General features: G+C 60.6%; 16 protein-coding genes. 11 read left to right on the top strand and 5 right to left on the bottom strand.

What is annotated here, in order from left to right; translation table 11 throughout:
• Positions 1-198: 198 nt before the first annotated feature.
• Complete coding sequence (locus PKE98_RS25915; protein ID WP_271198357.1) at positions 199-1,575, bottom strand: OprD family porin; 1,377 nt, start codon at positions 1,573-1,575, stop codon at positions 199-201.
• Positions 1,576-1,849: 274 nt separating this feature from the next.
• Entirely contained in the window at positions 1,850-2,395 is a 546-nt protein-coding gene (locus tag PKE98_RS25910; protein ID WP_271198356.1) for a cysteine hydrolase family protein, read from the bottom strand.
• A 110-nt stretch (positions 2,396-2,505) separates the two neighbouring features.
• Here PKE98_RS25910 and PKE98_RS25905 point away from each other — a divergent pair, with 110 nt between their 5' ends.
• Together PKE98_RS25905 and PKE98_RS25900 are read left to right on the top strand one after the other, a co-directional pair.
• Positions 2,506-3,492 carry a GlxA family transcriptional regulator gene (locus tag PKE98_RS25905; RefSeq protein WP_271198355.1) on the top strand — a complete coding sequence of 329 codons (987 nt, stop codon included), beginning with the start codon at positions 2,506-2,508 and terminating at the stop codon, positions 3,490-3,492.
• Positions 3,493-3,626: 134 nt separating this feature from the next.
• Positions 3,627-4,253 carry a class I SAM-dependent methyltransferase gene (locus tag PKE98_RS25900; protein WP_271198354.1) on the top strand — a complete coding sequence of 209 codons (627 nt, stop codon included), beginning with the start codon at positions 3,627-3,629 and terminating at the stop codon, positions 4,251-4,253.
• Here the strand turns inward: PKE98_RS25900 and PKE98_RS25895 are convergent.
• Entirely contained in the window at positions 4,250-5,179 is a 930-nt protein-coding gene (locus PKE98_RS25895) for a sigma 54-interacting transcriptional regulator (RefSeq protein ID WP_271198353.1), read from the bottom strand. The genes PKE98_RS25900 and PKE98_RS25895 overlap by 4 nt on opposite strands.
• Positions 5,180-5,250: 71 nt before the next feature.
• Positions 5,251-5,832 (bottom strand): alpha/beta hydrolase, encoded by a 582-nt coding sequence (locus PKE98_RS25890; protein WP_271198352.1) that lies wholly within the window; start codon positions 5,830-5,832, stop codon positions 5,251-5,253.
• 359 nt (positions 5,833-6,191) lie between these two features.
• Here PKE98_RS25890 and oscA point away from each other — a divergent pair, with 359 nt between their 5' ends.
• From oscA to PKE98_RS25865, 5 genes are all read left to right on the top strand, one after another.
• Positions 6,192-6,377 (top strand): sulfur starvation response protein OscA, encoded by a 186-nt coding sequence (gene oscA, locus PKE98_RS25885; RefSeq protein ID WP_108095379.1) that lies wholly within the window; start codon positions 6,192-6,194, stop codon positions 6,375-6,377.
• Positions 6,378-6,538: 161 nt separating this feature from the next.
• Positions 6,539-7,546 carry a sulfate ABC transporter substrate-binding protein gene (locus PKE98_RS25880; RefSeq protein ID WP_271198351.1) on the top strand — a complete coding sequence of 336 codons (1,008 nt, stop codon included), beginning with the start codon at positions 6,539-6,541 and terminating at the stop codon, positions 7,544-7,546.
• 185 nt (positions 7,547-7,731) lie between these two features.
• On the top strand, positions 7,732-8,550 hold the full coding sequence (gene cysT, locus PKE98_RS25875) for a sulfate ABC transporter permease subunit CysT (protein WP_108095377.1): 819 nt from the start codon (positions 7,732-7,734) through the stop codon (positions 8,548-8,550).
• Positions 8,551-8,560: 10 nt separating this feature from the next.
• Positions 8,561-9,433, top strand: a complete 873-nt coding sequence (gene cysW, locus PKE98_RS25870) for a sulfate ABC transporter permease subunit CysW (RefSeq protein WP_271198349.1) — start codon at positions 8,561-8,563, stop codon at positions 9,431-9,433.
• A gap of 3 nt (positions 9,434-9,436) precedes the next feature.
• A complete protein-coding gene (locus PKE98_RS25865; RefSeq protein ID WP_271198348.1) occupies positions 9,437-10,426 on the top strand; it encodes a sulfate/molybdate ABC transporter ATP-binding protein in 990 nt (329 codons plus the stop codon).
• A 54-nt stretch (positions 10,427-10,480) separates the two neighbouring features.
• Here the strand turns inward: PKE98_RS25865 and PKE98_RS25860 are convergent, their stop codons facing one another.
• Positions 10,481-11,254: a ParA family protein gene (locus PKE98_RS25860; RefSeq protein ID WP_271198347.1), complete on the bottom strand. Its 774-nt coding sequence runs from the start codon at positions 11,252-11,254 to the stop codon at positions 10,481-10,483.
• A 347-nt stretch (positions 11,255-11,601) separates the two neighbouring features.
• Between PKE98_RS25860 and PKE98_RS25855 the strand changes: the two genes are divergently transcribed.
• The 4 genes from PKE98_RS25855 to PKE98_RS25840 are packed head-to-tail and all read left to right on the top strand — an operon-like array spanning position 11,602 to position 13,637.
• Positions 11,602-12,345, top strand: coding sequence for a beta-ketoacyl synthase chain length factor (locus PKE98_RS25855; protein ID WP_271198346.1), 744 nt, complete (start codon positions 11,602-11,604; stop codon positions 12,343-12,345).
• Complete coding sequence (locus tag PKE98_RS25850) at positions 12,318-13,127, top strand: lysophospholipid acyltransferase family protein (protein WP_271198345.1); 810 nt, start codon at positions 12,318-12,320, stop codon at positions 13,125-13,127. Before PKE98_RS25855 ends, PKE98_RS25850 begins: the two co-directional genes overlap by 28 nt.
• Positions 13,108-13,368 (top strand): phosphopantetheine-binding protein, encoded by a 261-nt coding sequence (locus tag PKE98_RS25845; RefSeq protein ID WP_108097831.1) that lies wholly within the window; start codon positions 13,108-13,110, stop codon positions 13,366-13,368. Before PKE98_RS25850 ends, PKE98_RS25845 begins: the two co-directional genes overlap by 20 nt.
• A gap of 11 nt (positions 13,369-13,379) precedes the next feature.
• Entirely contained in the window at positions 13,380-13,637 is a 258-nt protein-coding gene (locus PKE98_RS25840) for an acyl carrier protein (RefSeq protein WP_108097832.1), read from the top strand.
• The last annotated feature ends 9 nt before the right edge of the window (positions 13,638-13,646 follow it).

Below are 13,646 nucleotides of genomic sequence, written 5' to 3'. Positions count from 1 at the left end.
CCTGGAGATTCTGGATCCCGGCCTTCGCCGGGATGACGGTGCTGGCTGGAAAAACGCCGTCATCCCGGCGAAGGCCGGGATCCAGAATCTCGAGCCTTAAGAGGTAATCCCCCCAAAAAGGCTGGCCCGCGCAAGGGAGCGCTTTTCACAGGCACAAAAAAGCCGGGCAATTGCCCGGCTTTTTCATTCCAGCGCGCCTTACAACAGCGGCAGGGTGTAGCTCACGATCAGACGGTTTTCGTCCTGGTCGTTCTGGTTGGCAACGGTGCTGCGCAGCGATGCGTTACGCCAGGAGAAGCCCAGGCCCTTGAGGGTGCCTTCCTGAATCGCGTAGTCCAGACGGAAGTCGCGTTCCCATTCGCTCTGGTCGCCAGTGGCGGAGTCGATGTTGTCGCCTTTGAGGTAGGTGATGGTGGCTTTCAGGCCTGGCGCGCCGATCTTGGCGAAGTCGTAGGCGTATTCAGCCAGCCAGGTGCGCTCACCGGCACGCAGGAACTTGCCGATCTGACGGTCAGTGATCAGGTACGCAGTGGCGCCATCACCTTGGTCCAGGTACGGGAAGTTGCTGTCGCCCGACACTTGCTGGTAACCGGCGCTGATCGCGTGGCTGTCCAGGGTGTAGGTGAACTGGCCGCTCCAGGTGCGGTTGTCGACTTCGCCGCGGGTAATGCCGGCGCCACTGGCGTTGGTGCCGTAGTAGCCGGTGGCGAAGTAGCCATCGTCACGGCCGGCAGCGCTGTCGTTTTTGCCGTCAGCGGTGCTTTTGAAGTAACGCAGATCGGACTTCAGGCTGCCCACTGGCAGGGCCAGGGTGTGGGTCAGGCCGAGGAAGTGCTGCTGGTAGAACTCGTTCAGGGTGCCGTAGTAGTACTGGGCGACCAGGTCTTTGTTGACCTTGTAATCCAGGCCGGCGTAGTAGAACTCGTTGTTGTAGGTGCCGTTGCGGAAGTCGCTGCTGCTGTTCGCGCCGCTGATCGACAGGCCATCGCTGCTGCTCGAGTTACGGCCCTTGGCTTTTTCGAGCTTGCCGCCGATCAGGGTCAGATTGTCGATTTCGTTCGAGGTGATCTGGCCACCCTGGAAGGTTTGCGGCAGCAGACGACCGTCGTTGTAGGTCACCACCGGCAGCTTGGGCTGCAGGGTGCCCAGGCGCGCTTCGGTTTTCGACACTTTCACTTTGCCGGTCAGGCCAAGGCTGGCGAAATCGTTGACCGCTTCACCGTTGCTGTCGGTGGGGAACACGATGCCGCCGTAGGCGTTGCTGCTCGGGTTGTAGTGCGTGCCTTTGCCCGAATCCAGACGTACGCCCAACAGGCCCAGAGCGTCCACACCCACGCCAACGGTGCCTTCAGTGAAGCCAGAGATGTAGTTGAACTGGAAGCCTTGGCCCCATTCTTCCTGCTTGTTCGGGGTGCTCGCCGCATTGCTGCCACGCGCTACGTTGCGGTTGTCTGCGTTGATATAGAAGTTACGCAGGCCCAGGGTAGCCTTGCTGTCTTCGATAAAACCGGCAGCGCCGGCTTGCTGTGCGATGACGCCGAGAAGGACGGCCAACGCCAGAGGGGATTTGGTCATGGTGCTTGCTCCAGATGCAGTTCTTTTTAGTTATCCGACACTGCAAGGAGACCCGCGATTTCAGCTTGCTTGGTGTGGGTCGCTCCAGGGGGGCCTGGCGGCGACCGCGCAACAGTAATAAAAATCCCATAAATCTAAAAAGACTTATTAGTTTGTTTTTAATGCTTTTTAAGAATATTAGACACATTTGGCAAAATGTGGAGGCGGCGCCGGTCATTTGCAAAACCCACCTGCCAATGCCGCGCCGCTTCGTGACTTCAATCAGGCTTTTCGGTCAGGCCAGAAACTCGGCTGCCGACACCACCGGCGCGTAGCCGAATGCGAAAGCCGCCATAAAAGCCGCATGCACATGGGCCGCCGGCACCTTCACGCCGTTGAATTCCAGGTCGAGCGTTGCACAGGCGTCGTGAATTACCGTGGTGTCATAACCAAAATCCACCGCAGCGCGAACAATGCCGTCGGTACACATATGGCTCATGCTGCCGACGATCACCAGCTTGTCGATGCCGTGTTGGTCGAGCACTGCTTTGAGGTCGGTTTCACGAAACGAGTTGATGTGGTGTTTGACGATCACCGGCTCATTACTCAGGTTTCCCACGGTCGGATGAATTTGCGCCCCCTCGGAGCCGGCAACAAAAAAGGGGGCGTCAGCGTCGGTCGCCTCATGGCGGATATGCACCACCAGATCGCCGGCGTCACGGAATGCCTTGAGCACTTGCGCCGCCTTTTCGGCGGCAGCTTCAGCCCCGACCAAGGGCCATTTGCCGGCGGCGAAGTAGTCGTTCTGGATATCCACCAGGATGAGCGCTTGTTTGGACATGGTGTGTTCCTCGTTGCAGGTAGGTAATGTTCGGTTGCTTGCGTGGGGTGAAGTATTGGCCCATGCCAGGCGGGCGGCGATGAGCCGGAACGACAATAGCGGTGGAAAAAATGACAAAGCATGAAAACAGGCCGGTGCTGGAGATTGGCCTGCTGGTTTATCCCGGCGCGCAAACGGCGGCCGTGCACGGCCTTACTGACCTGTTCGCCATCGCCAACCGCATGGCCGGCGAGCAGCACTCCGAGCAGTTGCCGCGCCTGCGGGTCAGCCATTGGAGCGCCCCTGCACCAGCCCTGCCGCCAGAGCGCACGTACGACAGCCTGCCGGATGCCGCCAGCCGCCTTGGCGCCATCGTGATTCCGCCGTGCATGGAAGACATGCCCGGCGGTGCCGAGGCCGTTGAACTCGCCGCCTGGATCAAGCGTAGCCATCAGCAGGGCGCCATTGTCGGTTCCATTTGCCTGGGCGCCTTCCTGCTCGCAATCACCGGCCTGCTGGATGGCCGCCAAGCGACCACCCACTGGACCCACGGCGAAGAACTGGCCAGCCAGTTTCCCAAGCTGAAGGTGAATGTGGACAAACCCATCATCGATGACGGCGACATCATCACCACCGGCGGCCTGATGGCCTGGGCCGAGATTGGCCTGCGCCTGGTAGACCGTCTGCTCGGCCCGAGTATCGCCACCCGCACCGCGCGTTATCTGATGGTGGAACACAGCGACAGCGCCCGCGAATGCGGCAGCAACTTCGCCCCCATCCTGGCCCATGGCGACGCCGCAGTACTCAAGGTGCAGCACTGGTTGCAAGGCAATGGCGCGGTGGATGTGAGCCTGGCGGCCATGGCCGACTGTGCCGGGTTGGAAGCGCGCACCTTTCTGCGTCGTTTCCGCGCCGCCACCGGCTTGAAGCCGACCGAGTACTGCCAGCATGTAAAAGTGGGCAAGGCGCGCGAGATGCTCGAATTCACCAACGGCACGATCGACCATATCGCCTGGACCGTGGGCTACCAGGACACCGGCGCCTTTCGCACGGTCTTCAAGAAAATTACCAACCTGTCGCCGAGCGAGTACCGCGGTAAGTTCGGGGCAAAAGCGTAGGTTGGGTTGAGCCAAAGGCGAAGCCCAACGATACCCAAAATCCGCCCCTCCCCCGAAACCAAACAGAACGCCCTGAAGCCCGCCATGTTGGGCTTCGCTTTGCTCAACCCAACCTACGTCTGCACAGAGCCTCCATGCCCCTGACCCCCGACCAACTCACCCAGATCACCGCCCTCACCCTCCAGCACTACGACCAGAGCGCGGAGAGCTTTCGCGAGGGCACCCGCGACCATGATGTCAGCCAGAACATGGCCGCCCTGCTGCGCCATATCGACGCGCCAGCGCCGTTGCAGATTCTCGATTTCGGCTGCGGACCGGGCCGTGATTTAAAGGTGTTCCGCGATATGGGGCACGTGCCGGTCGGCCTGGATGGCTCGGCGAGCTTCGCCGAAATGGCGCGCGCCGACAGCGGCTGCGAAGTGTGGCAACAGGATTTTCTTGCGCTGGACTTACCCGCCGAACGCTTCGACGGCATCTTCGCCAATGCCGTTTTGTTTCATGTGCCCAGCCAGGAATTGCCACGGGTGTTACGCCAGCTGCACGCCACGCTAAAACCCGGCGGCGTGCTGTTCAGCTCCAACCCGCGCGGCGATAACCAGGAGGGCTGGAATGGTCCACGCTATGGCAGCTACCACGACCTGGCGGCCTGGCAGCAGTACCTGAGCGATGCCGGCTTTATCGAGCTGGAACACTACTACCGGCCAACGGGCCTGCCGCGCGAGCAGCAGCCCTGGCTGGCCAGCGCGTGGCGCAAGGGCTAACCGATCACGCGCTGCACCAACGCCTGCAACTGCGCGGCACCGTCGTGGCCTGCACGGGCCAGCCACTGGCGCAGTTGCTGCTCGATAGCCGGCAGCGGCGCACGCACGCCGGCCAGCTTCAGGTGCTCGGGCAGAATCTCCTCGCCACTGCTTACCAGCAGGGCAAAGTGAATGACGTTCTCCAGCTCGCGGGTGTTGCCTGGCCAAGGGTGCCACTCCAGCACCTGCTGGGCGGCGGCACCAATCAGCGGCATCGGCAGGCCCAGACGCTGGGTGTAGATGCCGAGAAAATACTCGGCCATCGGCAGGATATCGCCAATGCGTTCGCGTAGCGGCGGCAGCGCCAGACGGCCTTCATTCAGATACTGATAAAGCCGTGGGTGAAACTTGCCGGCCTCCACCGCCTGGGCCAGATCGATGCTGGTGGCCGCCACCAGGCGCACATCCACCGGGCTGGCTTGGCCGGCGCCAACGCGGGTGACTTCTCGATTTTCCAACGCGGCCAACAGTTTGTCCTGCAGCGCCAACGGCAGGTCGCCAATTTCATCCAAGTACAAGGTGCCGCCGTTGGCCGAGCCAAACCAGCCGGCACGGCTGCTGGCGGTGCCGCTGTAGGCACCGGCCGCATAGCCGAACAATTCGGCCTCGGCGTGGTTCTGGCTGAGGCTGCTGCAGCTTAAGGCCACGAACAACCCGGCGCGGTCGCTTTCACGGTGAATATGCCGAGCCAGCAGTTCTTTGCCGGTACCCATCTCGCCCTGAATCAATACGGGCAAATGGCTCGGCGCCAACTGGGCAACCTCTTCGCGCAGCTGCCGCGAGCGGCCGTCGATAAACACCAGCGCCTTGGCGCGGATGCTCAGCGGGCTTTTGTCAGCATCGGGAAAAGTCAGCAACGGCTGGCCGGGATGTTCAGTGCGTGACATACGAAAACTCCAAACCAAGCCGCCAGACTCAGCTGCAGCTTGGGTGACAGAAAAACGAAAAAAATGCGGGATCAGGCGCTACGGCGGGCGTGCTGTTCGATGCGGTTTTGCAGGCGGTAAAGGTAGGAGAAACCACGCTCCCAACGTTGGTGGCCGGATTTCACGTTGATATGCCCCACGCCGCTGAGAATCGCCGTTTCGGCGCCCCAGTCGCGGGCCAGCTCGATGGCGCGCGCAGCACTGGCGGCGGCGTCATTGTCTGAACCCACCAGTTGCGTGGGAAACGGCAGCAACTCACGGGGAATCGGCGCGAAGCCTTTCAAGGCGTCTGGGCAGGCCGGGCGTTCTACATCGGCTGGCGCCACCAGCAAGGCACCGCGCACTCGGCGCAGCAGGTCCACCGGCGCGTTGGCAGCCCAGTGGGCCACGGTGACGCAACCCAGGCTGTGGGCAATCAGAATCACCGGGGTCGGCTGCGCGGCAATGGCGCGGTTAAGCTCATTCACCCAGGCCGCGCGGTCGGGGCTCAACCAGTCGGCCTGCTCCACGCGCTGGCTGTTGGGCAGGCTGCGTTGCCAATGGCTTTGCCAGTGCTCGTCCGGCGAGCCTTGCCAGCCTGGCACTATCAGATAGCGGATCGATTCGCTGCGCATGGGAAACGCCTCCTGCGAAGTACGGTGTGGAGGCCAGTATAGGTAGGGGTCATATACTCGTTAAGGAATAAGAAATTATTTACTTATGCCTTTAACGCAACTTATATGCTGGCAAAAAGCCGTCTCCACTTTTTCCCTTCACCCCGTAGAGCCCTCTATTTCCAGGCCTTGCAGGCAGTTATCCACACGCCCCGCGCCCGCGCGCGTCGCGGTATAGAGATGGACCCGCGCAGAAATTCAAAATGGTTATATAAAAATTCTTAAATAGTATTTTTAAGAATATTAGCCATTCCCTACTATCCGCTCCACGCCCACTGACCACGAACAACCTCAGGGCATTTTTTTCAAGGAGCAGACAGATGAGCGCACCCCTTCGTAGCGTTGAGGGCCAGGACGAAGCCGGCATCCTCCGCGAAATTTCCGCTGCCCTGCAAGGCCTGCGTTTTGGCTCGGTGGAAATCACCGTACACAACGGCCAGGTCGTTCAGATCGAGCGCAAAGAGAAATTCCGCTTGCAGCCGCCGGCAGCGGGCAAGCAGGCGTAAGCCAAGCCACCTGATACCGAATTGAGTAACCGCCTACTGGACGACCGGAGGGCAAAAAAATGAATAGCAACACCCGTTGGCAGCCGCGAATGTGCAGCTGAACCTCATAAGAAACTCAGCCATAACACTTGAACAAAATTTGAAATCTTAGGAGTTACACCATGTCCATTCGCCGTTTCGCTTTGGCAGCTTTAACCAGCGCCCTCTTCGCCGGTACCGCCGTCGCCAAGGATTACGAGCTGCTGAACGTTTCGTACGACCCGACTCGCGAGCTGTATCAGGAATACAACGCTGAATTCATCAAATTCTGGCAAGCCAGCCACAAGGACGACAAAGTCGTTATCCAGCAATCCCACGGTGGCTCGGGCAAACAAGGCCGCGCCGTAATCGATGGCCTGCGTGCTGACGTGGTGACCCTGGCCCTGGCCGGTGACATCGACGAAATCGCCAAGCTGGGCAAATCCCTGCCGGAAAACTGGCAGACCCGCCTGCCGCAATCGAGCACCCCGTACACCTCCACCATCGTGTTCCTGGTGCGCAAGGGCAACCCAAAAGGCATCAAGGACTGGGGCGACCTGATCAAGAAAGACGTTTCGGTTATCACCCCGAACCCGAAAACCTCCGGCGGTGCCCGTTGGAACTTCCTCGCCGCCTGGGCCTACGGCCTGAAAGCCGGCGGTAGCGAAGCCAAAGCCAAAGAGTACGTAGAGCAGCTCTACAAGCACGTGCCGATTCTGGACACCGGTGCGCGCGGCTCAACCATCACCTTCGTGAACAACGGTCAGGGCGACGTGCTGCTGGCGTGGGAAAACGAAGCCTTCCTGGCGCTTAAAGAAGACGGCGGTGCCGACAAGTTCGACATCATCGTGCCTTCGCTGTCGATCCTGGCCGAACCGCCAGTGGCTGTAGTCGACAAGAACGCTGAGAAAAAAGGCACTACCGAAATCGCTACCGAATACCTGAAACACCTGTACAGCCCGGCTGGCCAGGAAATCGCGGCGAAGAACTTCTACCGCCCACGTGACGAGAAAGTAGCGGCCAAGTACGCCGCTCAATTCCCGAAACTGGACCTGGTGACTATCGACAAGGACTTCGGCGGCTGGAAAACTGCGCAACCGAAATTCTTTAACGATGGCGGCGTGTTCGACCAGATCTACCAAGCCCAGTAATCGTAAACAGGCTCTTTAATCCGAACGCTTGCGGGCAACACCTCGAGAAGACGCAAGCGTAGCGAGCGAAGGTAAGACAAGGCGGCCGGGTGGTGAAAAAGCGCAGTTGGCTGTAGCCAATGAGCATTTTTCCCCACCCGGCCAACGCCGTATTACCGAGCGCAGTAGCTTTTAAAAGGACATTTATGTCACGCAAGATCTCCCCCGTCATACCCGGCTTCGGGCTGACGCTGGGCTACACCCTGGTGTACCTCAGTCTGATTGTGCTGATTCCGCTGGCGGCCATGTTCGTCCACGCCGCTCAACTGACCTGGGACCAGTTCTGGGCCATCATCACCGCCCCTCGCGTTATCGCCGCGCTCAAGTTGAGCTTTGGCACCGCGCTGTATGCGGCCCTTATCAATGGTGTGATCGGCACCCTGCTGGCCTGGGTGTTGGTGCGGTACACCTTCCCGGGGCGCAAGGTCATCGACGCGATGATCGACCTGCCGTTCGCCCTGCCCACCGCCGTTGCCGGTATTGCCCTGACCGCGCTGTACACGCCCACCGGGCTGGTCGGCCAGTTTGCCGCTGACCTGGGTTTTAAAATTGCCTACACCCCGCTGGGTATCACCCTGGCGCTTACCTTCGTGACCCTGCCCTTTGTGGTGCGCACGGTGCAGCCGGTGTTGGCCGATATCCCCCGTGAAATCGAAGAAGCCGCCGCGTGCCTGGGCGCCAAGCCGTTTCAGGTGTTCCGCTACATTCTTGCCCCGGCCCTGCTGCCCGCCTGGCTTACCGGCTTCGCCCTGGCCTTTGCCCGTGGCGTAGGCGAGTACGGTTCGGTGATTTTTATCGCCGGCAACATGCCGATGAAAACCGAGATTCTGCCGCTGTTGATCATGGTGAAGCTCGACCAATACGACTACCGCGGTGCCACCTCCATTGGTGTGCTGATGCTGGTGGTGTCTTTTATTCTGCTGCTGCTGATCAACTTGCTGCAGCGACGCATCGAAAAACCATAAGGAGCGCGCCATGTCTTCACCAACGCTTAGCGCGGCCGCTTCTGCCAACGCCGCTCGCCGGGGCAACGTCAACGCCCGGCGCATTCTGATCGGCCTGTGCTGGCTGGTTTTTATCCTGTTTCTGGTATTGCCGCTGTTTATCGTGGTGTCCCAGGGCTTGAAGAATGGCCTGGGCGCCTTCTTCACGGCGATCTTCGAACCCGATGCCCTGTCGGCCCTGAAGCTGACCATTTTTGCCGTACTGATTTCGGTGCCGCTCAACCTGGTGTTCGGCGTCAGCGCCGCCTGGTGCGTGAGCAAGTACTCGTTCAAAGGCAAAAGCATTCTGGTGACGCTGATCGACCTGCCGTTTTCGGTATCACCGGTTATTGCCGGCTTGGTCTACGTGCTGATGTTCGGCGCCCAGGGCCTGCTCGGCCCGTGGCTGCAAGACCATGACATCCAGATCGTCTTCGCCCTGCCGGGCATCGTGCTGGCGACTATCTTCGTCACCGTGCCCTTCGTGGCCCGTGAGCTGATTCCGCTGATGCAGGAGCAAGGCACCCAGGAAGAAGAAGCCGCACGCCTGCTCGGCGCCAACGGCTGGCAGATGTTCTGGCACGTGACCGTACCGAACATCAAATGGGGCCTGATCTATGGCGTGGTGCTGTGTACCGCGCGGGCCATGGGCGAGTTTGGCGCGGTGTCGGTGGTGTCCGGGCATATCCGCGGCGTGACCAACACCCTGCCGCTGCACGTAGAAATTCTCTACAACGAATACAACCACGTCGCTGCCTTTGCTGTGGCCAGCCTGCTGCTGATCCTGGCGCTGTTCATCCTTCTGCTCAAGCAGTGGAGCGAGTCCCGTATCAACCGCCTTAAAGCCAAAGCGGACGAGGAATAAACCATGAGTATCGAAGTCCGTAACGTCAGCAAGAACTTCAACGCCTTCAAGGCGCTCGACCAGATCAACCTGGATATCCAGAGCGGCGAGCTGGTAGCCCTGCTCGGCCCGTCCGGCTGCGGCAAAACCACCCTGCTGCGCATTATTGCCGGCCTGGAAACCCCGGACGCCGGCAGCATTGTGTTCCACGGCGAAGACGTCTCCGGCCACGACGTGCGTGATCGCAACGTCGGTTTCGTGTTCCAGCACTACGCCCTGTTCCGCCATATGACCGTGTTCGACAACGTCGCCTTCGGCCTGCGCATGAAACCCAAAGGCGAGCGCCCCACCGAAACCCGCATTGCCGAAAAAGTGCACGAACTGCTGAACATGGTGCAGCTCGACTGGCTGGCCGACCGCTACCCGGAACAACTCTCCGGCGGCCAGCGCCAGCGTATCGCCCTGGCTCGCGCCCTGGCGGTGGAACCCAAAGTGCTGCTGCTCGACGAACCCTTTGGCGCGCTGGATGCCAAGGTGCGTAAAGAACTGCGCCGCTGGCTGGCGCGTCTGCACGAAGACATCAACCTGACGTCCGTGTTCGTCACCCACGACCAGGAAGAAGCCATGGAAGTGGCCGACCGTATCGTGGTGATGAACAAAGGCGTGATCGAGCAGATCGGCTCACCGGGCGAGGTGTACGAAAACCCGGCCAGCGACTTCGTGTACCACTTCCTCGGCGACTCCAACCGCCTGCACGTGGGTGGCGAAGAGCACGTGCTGTTCCGCCCGCACGAAATCTCGCTGTCGCGCCACGAAACCGAAGGCCACCAGGCCGCCGAAGTGCGCGATATCCGCCCGCTGGGCGCGATTACCCGCGTAACCCTGAAAGTGCCGGCACAGGATGAATTAATCGAAGCGGAAGTGGTGAAAGACCACGACAGCCTCACCGGGTTGGTGCGCGGTGAAACCTTGTTCTTCAAGCCCAAGGTTTGGCAGGCACATAAGCAGGTCTGAAAAAAAGCCCCTCACCTGAGGGGCTTTTTTTGTAGTCAAAGACAGCGATCTGCCTCAAGCGCCTTTTTCCAGCAGATCGTGCAGCTCCACGAACTGCAACGTCAGCTTGTGCTTGGGCTCCAGGAAAATCAGCGGTATCGAGGCCTGGTGCGATTCGCGCATCTTCACCGAGCTGGTGAGGTACACCGGCAGCACCGGCAACCCTTCGGCAATCAACTCGTCCAGCAACTGCTGCGGCAGGCTGGCGCGGGCCTGGAACTGGTTAACGACGATGCCTTCCACTTCCAGCCCTTCGTTGTGGTCTTCCTTCAGTTCTTCGATCTCGCTAAGCAGGCCGTACAACGCCTGGCGGGAGAAGCTGTCGCAATCGAAGGGGATCAGCACGCGATCGGCGGCGATCAGCGCTGAAACGGTGTAGAAATTCAGTGCCGGAGGGGTATCCAGGTAAATACGGTCGTAATCCTCGGACAGATCTTCGAGCAACTTACGCAGCTTGTTGATCTTGTGCTTGGCCTCAAGCTTGGGCTGCAGGTCGGCCAACTCGCGGGTGGCGGTCACCACGTGGAGGTTATCGAACGGGGTTTCGTAGATGTCCACCTGGCCTTTCTTGGAGAAGGGGCCGGTGGAGAGCGTCTGTTTGAAGAAATCGGCAATCCCCATGGGGATGTCTTCACCGGTCAGGCCGGTCAGGTACTGCGTGGAGTTGGCCTGGGCGTCCAGGTCGATCAGCAGGGTGCGGTAGCCCTGACTGGCACTCACCGCGGCCAGGTTGCAGGCAATGCTGGATTTACCCACGCCGCCTTTCTGGTTGAACACTACGCGTCGCATATTCCCACCTCGTCCTGAGCCTCGAATAGCCTGGGATTCTATGCAAAGCGCAAGGCCAGAGCGAGGTGCACTGCTGAACAGTGACCAGCGGCGCGGATATTTCGCCCAAACATGGGCAAAATAGCGCCCGCAATCGCGCTTGTAGGTATCGCCTTACAAACACGCCAGCCAAATCTTTGCTGAATGTTTGCCTGTGCCCTGCCTCGTCGGGATAATGCCGGCACTTTGCTATGGCGCTATTGCGGTTGTGACTCTCCACGACGGCGAAGACGGCTGTTGCTGTTGCACAGACCTGGGCCACGGAGCCAGGGGAGATCGCCTTTTTTACATGGACGCAAAAGCTGCCGATGCATTTCTCAATCGATCAATGGCGCGCCTGGGCCCCCGGGCTTGAGCAGGAAAGCGACTGGCAGGCCTGGAGCCTGCAATCTTCGCTGCCTGCCGCCAGTGAATCGTTGCCCGATGTGAATTTTCTCCCGGCCATGCAGCGCCGTCGCCTGAGCCCGCTGGCGCGAATGGCCTTCAGTGTCGCCTGGCCTCTGGCCGACGCCCATGGCACGCCGTTGCCGCTGGTGTTTGTGTCGCGCCATGGTGAAACCCCGCGCGCGTTTACCCTGCTGAGCGACGTCTGCGCCCAGGCGCCGCTGTCGCCGACCCAATTCAGCCTCTCGGTGCATAACGCCATCATCGGCCAGTGGTCGATCATGCGCGGCGACACCAGCGAAATGACGGCCCTGGCTGGCGAAGGCGATGGCTTGGAACACGCCGTGCTCGAAGCCCAGCTGCTGCTGGCCGAAGGCGCGCCGGCGGTGTTGCTGGTGATTGCCGAGGACACCCCGCCCGCTGCCTACGCGCCCTGGATTACCGATGTGCCATTCCCGTACGCCGTCGCGCTGTTGCTCAAGCCCGGCCAGGACTGGCAGCTGAAGTTGCAGGCTTGCCCACCACCAGAAAACGCATCATCTGCCGATACAGCCACCGCAGAGTGGCCGCACGCACTTAACCTGGTTCGCGCCCTCAGTGGCGGTGTAACCACCCTGGAGCATCGTTGGAGGAGTCGACAATGGAGCTGGCAACAGAACAGCGCCTGAGCCGTTACAGCGCGCCCTATTGGTGGCGTCTGATCGCCACCGCCCTGAGCTTCACCCTGTTCGGCGTAGGCGGTGTGTTTTTGCGCATCGTGGTGTTCCCGCTGTTGTCGTTGCTACCGGGCGATGCCGTAGCGCGCCGTACCCGTGCGCGGGCCACAGTGAGCTGGACGTTCCGCGCCTTTGTCGAATTCATGCACCGCACCGGTGTGTTGACCTTTGAAGTCCAGGGCATCGAGCGCCTGGGTCGCCCGGGCCAGATCGTGATTGCCAACCACCCATCCCTGATCGATGTGGTGGTGCTGATTGCGTTCATCCGGGACGCCAACTGCGTGGTCAAGCAAAGCCTCTGGGACAACCCGTGCATGCGTGGCCCCATTCGCGCCGCCGAGTACATCAGCAACAGCGGCAGCATGGACATGCTCGACGAAACCTCCGAGGCCCTGCGCGAAGGCCAGACCCTTATCGTGTTTCCCGAAGGCACCCGCACCACGCCGGGCCAGCCGCCCGAGTTTCACCGCGGCGCCGCGGCCATTGCCCTGCGCGGCGCGCGCATCGTCACCCCGGTGGTGATCAGCGTCACGCCCACCACCCTGACCAAGGCCGAGCCCTGGTACCGCATTCCGTCGCGGCGCTTTCACTTTGAAATGCGCGTCGGCGAGGATATCGACCCGCAGCAGTTCAGCGCGCACAGTTCGGCGCCCATCGCCTCGCGCAAGCTCAACGAACACCTGCACCAACACTTTATTAAGGAGCTCGCCAAAGATGAGCGATCTGCAGCTTGAAATTAAAAACCTGATCATCGAGGCCCTGGGCCTTGAAGACATCGGCCCCGACGATATCGACGCCGACATGGCGCTGTTCGGCGAAGGCCTCGGGCTGGATTCGGTAGACGCCCTGGAACTGGGCCTGGCCATCCAGAAGCGTTTTGGCTTCAAGATTGACGCCGACGCCAAAGACACCCGCAAGCATTTTGCCAACGTGGCCAGCCTCGCTGTGTTCGTGTCCGCACAGCAAGCCGCGTAAGAGAGACCCGCATGCAAAACCGTGACGAAATTTTCAGCACCCTGCGCGAATCGCTGGTGGAACTGTTCGAACTTGAACCCGAGCGCGTAACCCTGGAAGCCAACCTGTACCAGGACCTGGAAATCGACAGCATCGACGCGGTCGATCTGATCGACCACATCAAACGCAAAACCGGCAAGAAACTCGCCGCCGAAGACTTCAAGGCCGTGCGTACCGTTGGCGACGTGGTCGAGGCGGTCTTCCGCCTGGTCAACGCGCCCGCCGCCTGATGAACCGGG

Origin of the sequence: Pseudomonas turukhanskensis (assembly GCF_027922365.1) — a bacterium.
Taxonomy (GTDB): Bacteria; Pseudomonadota; Gammaproteobacteria; order Pseudomonadales; family Pseudomonadaceae; genus Aquipseudomonas; species Aquipseudomonas turukhanskensis.
This window is presented reverse-complemented; position numbering and strand designations above follow the sequence as displayed.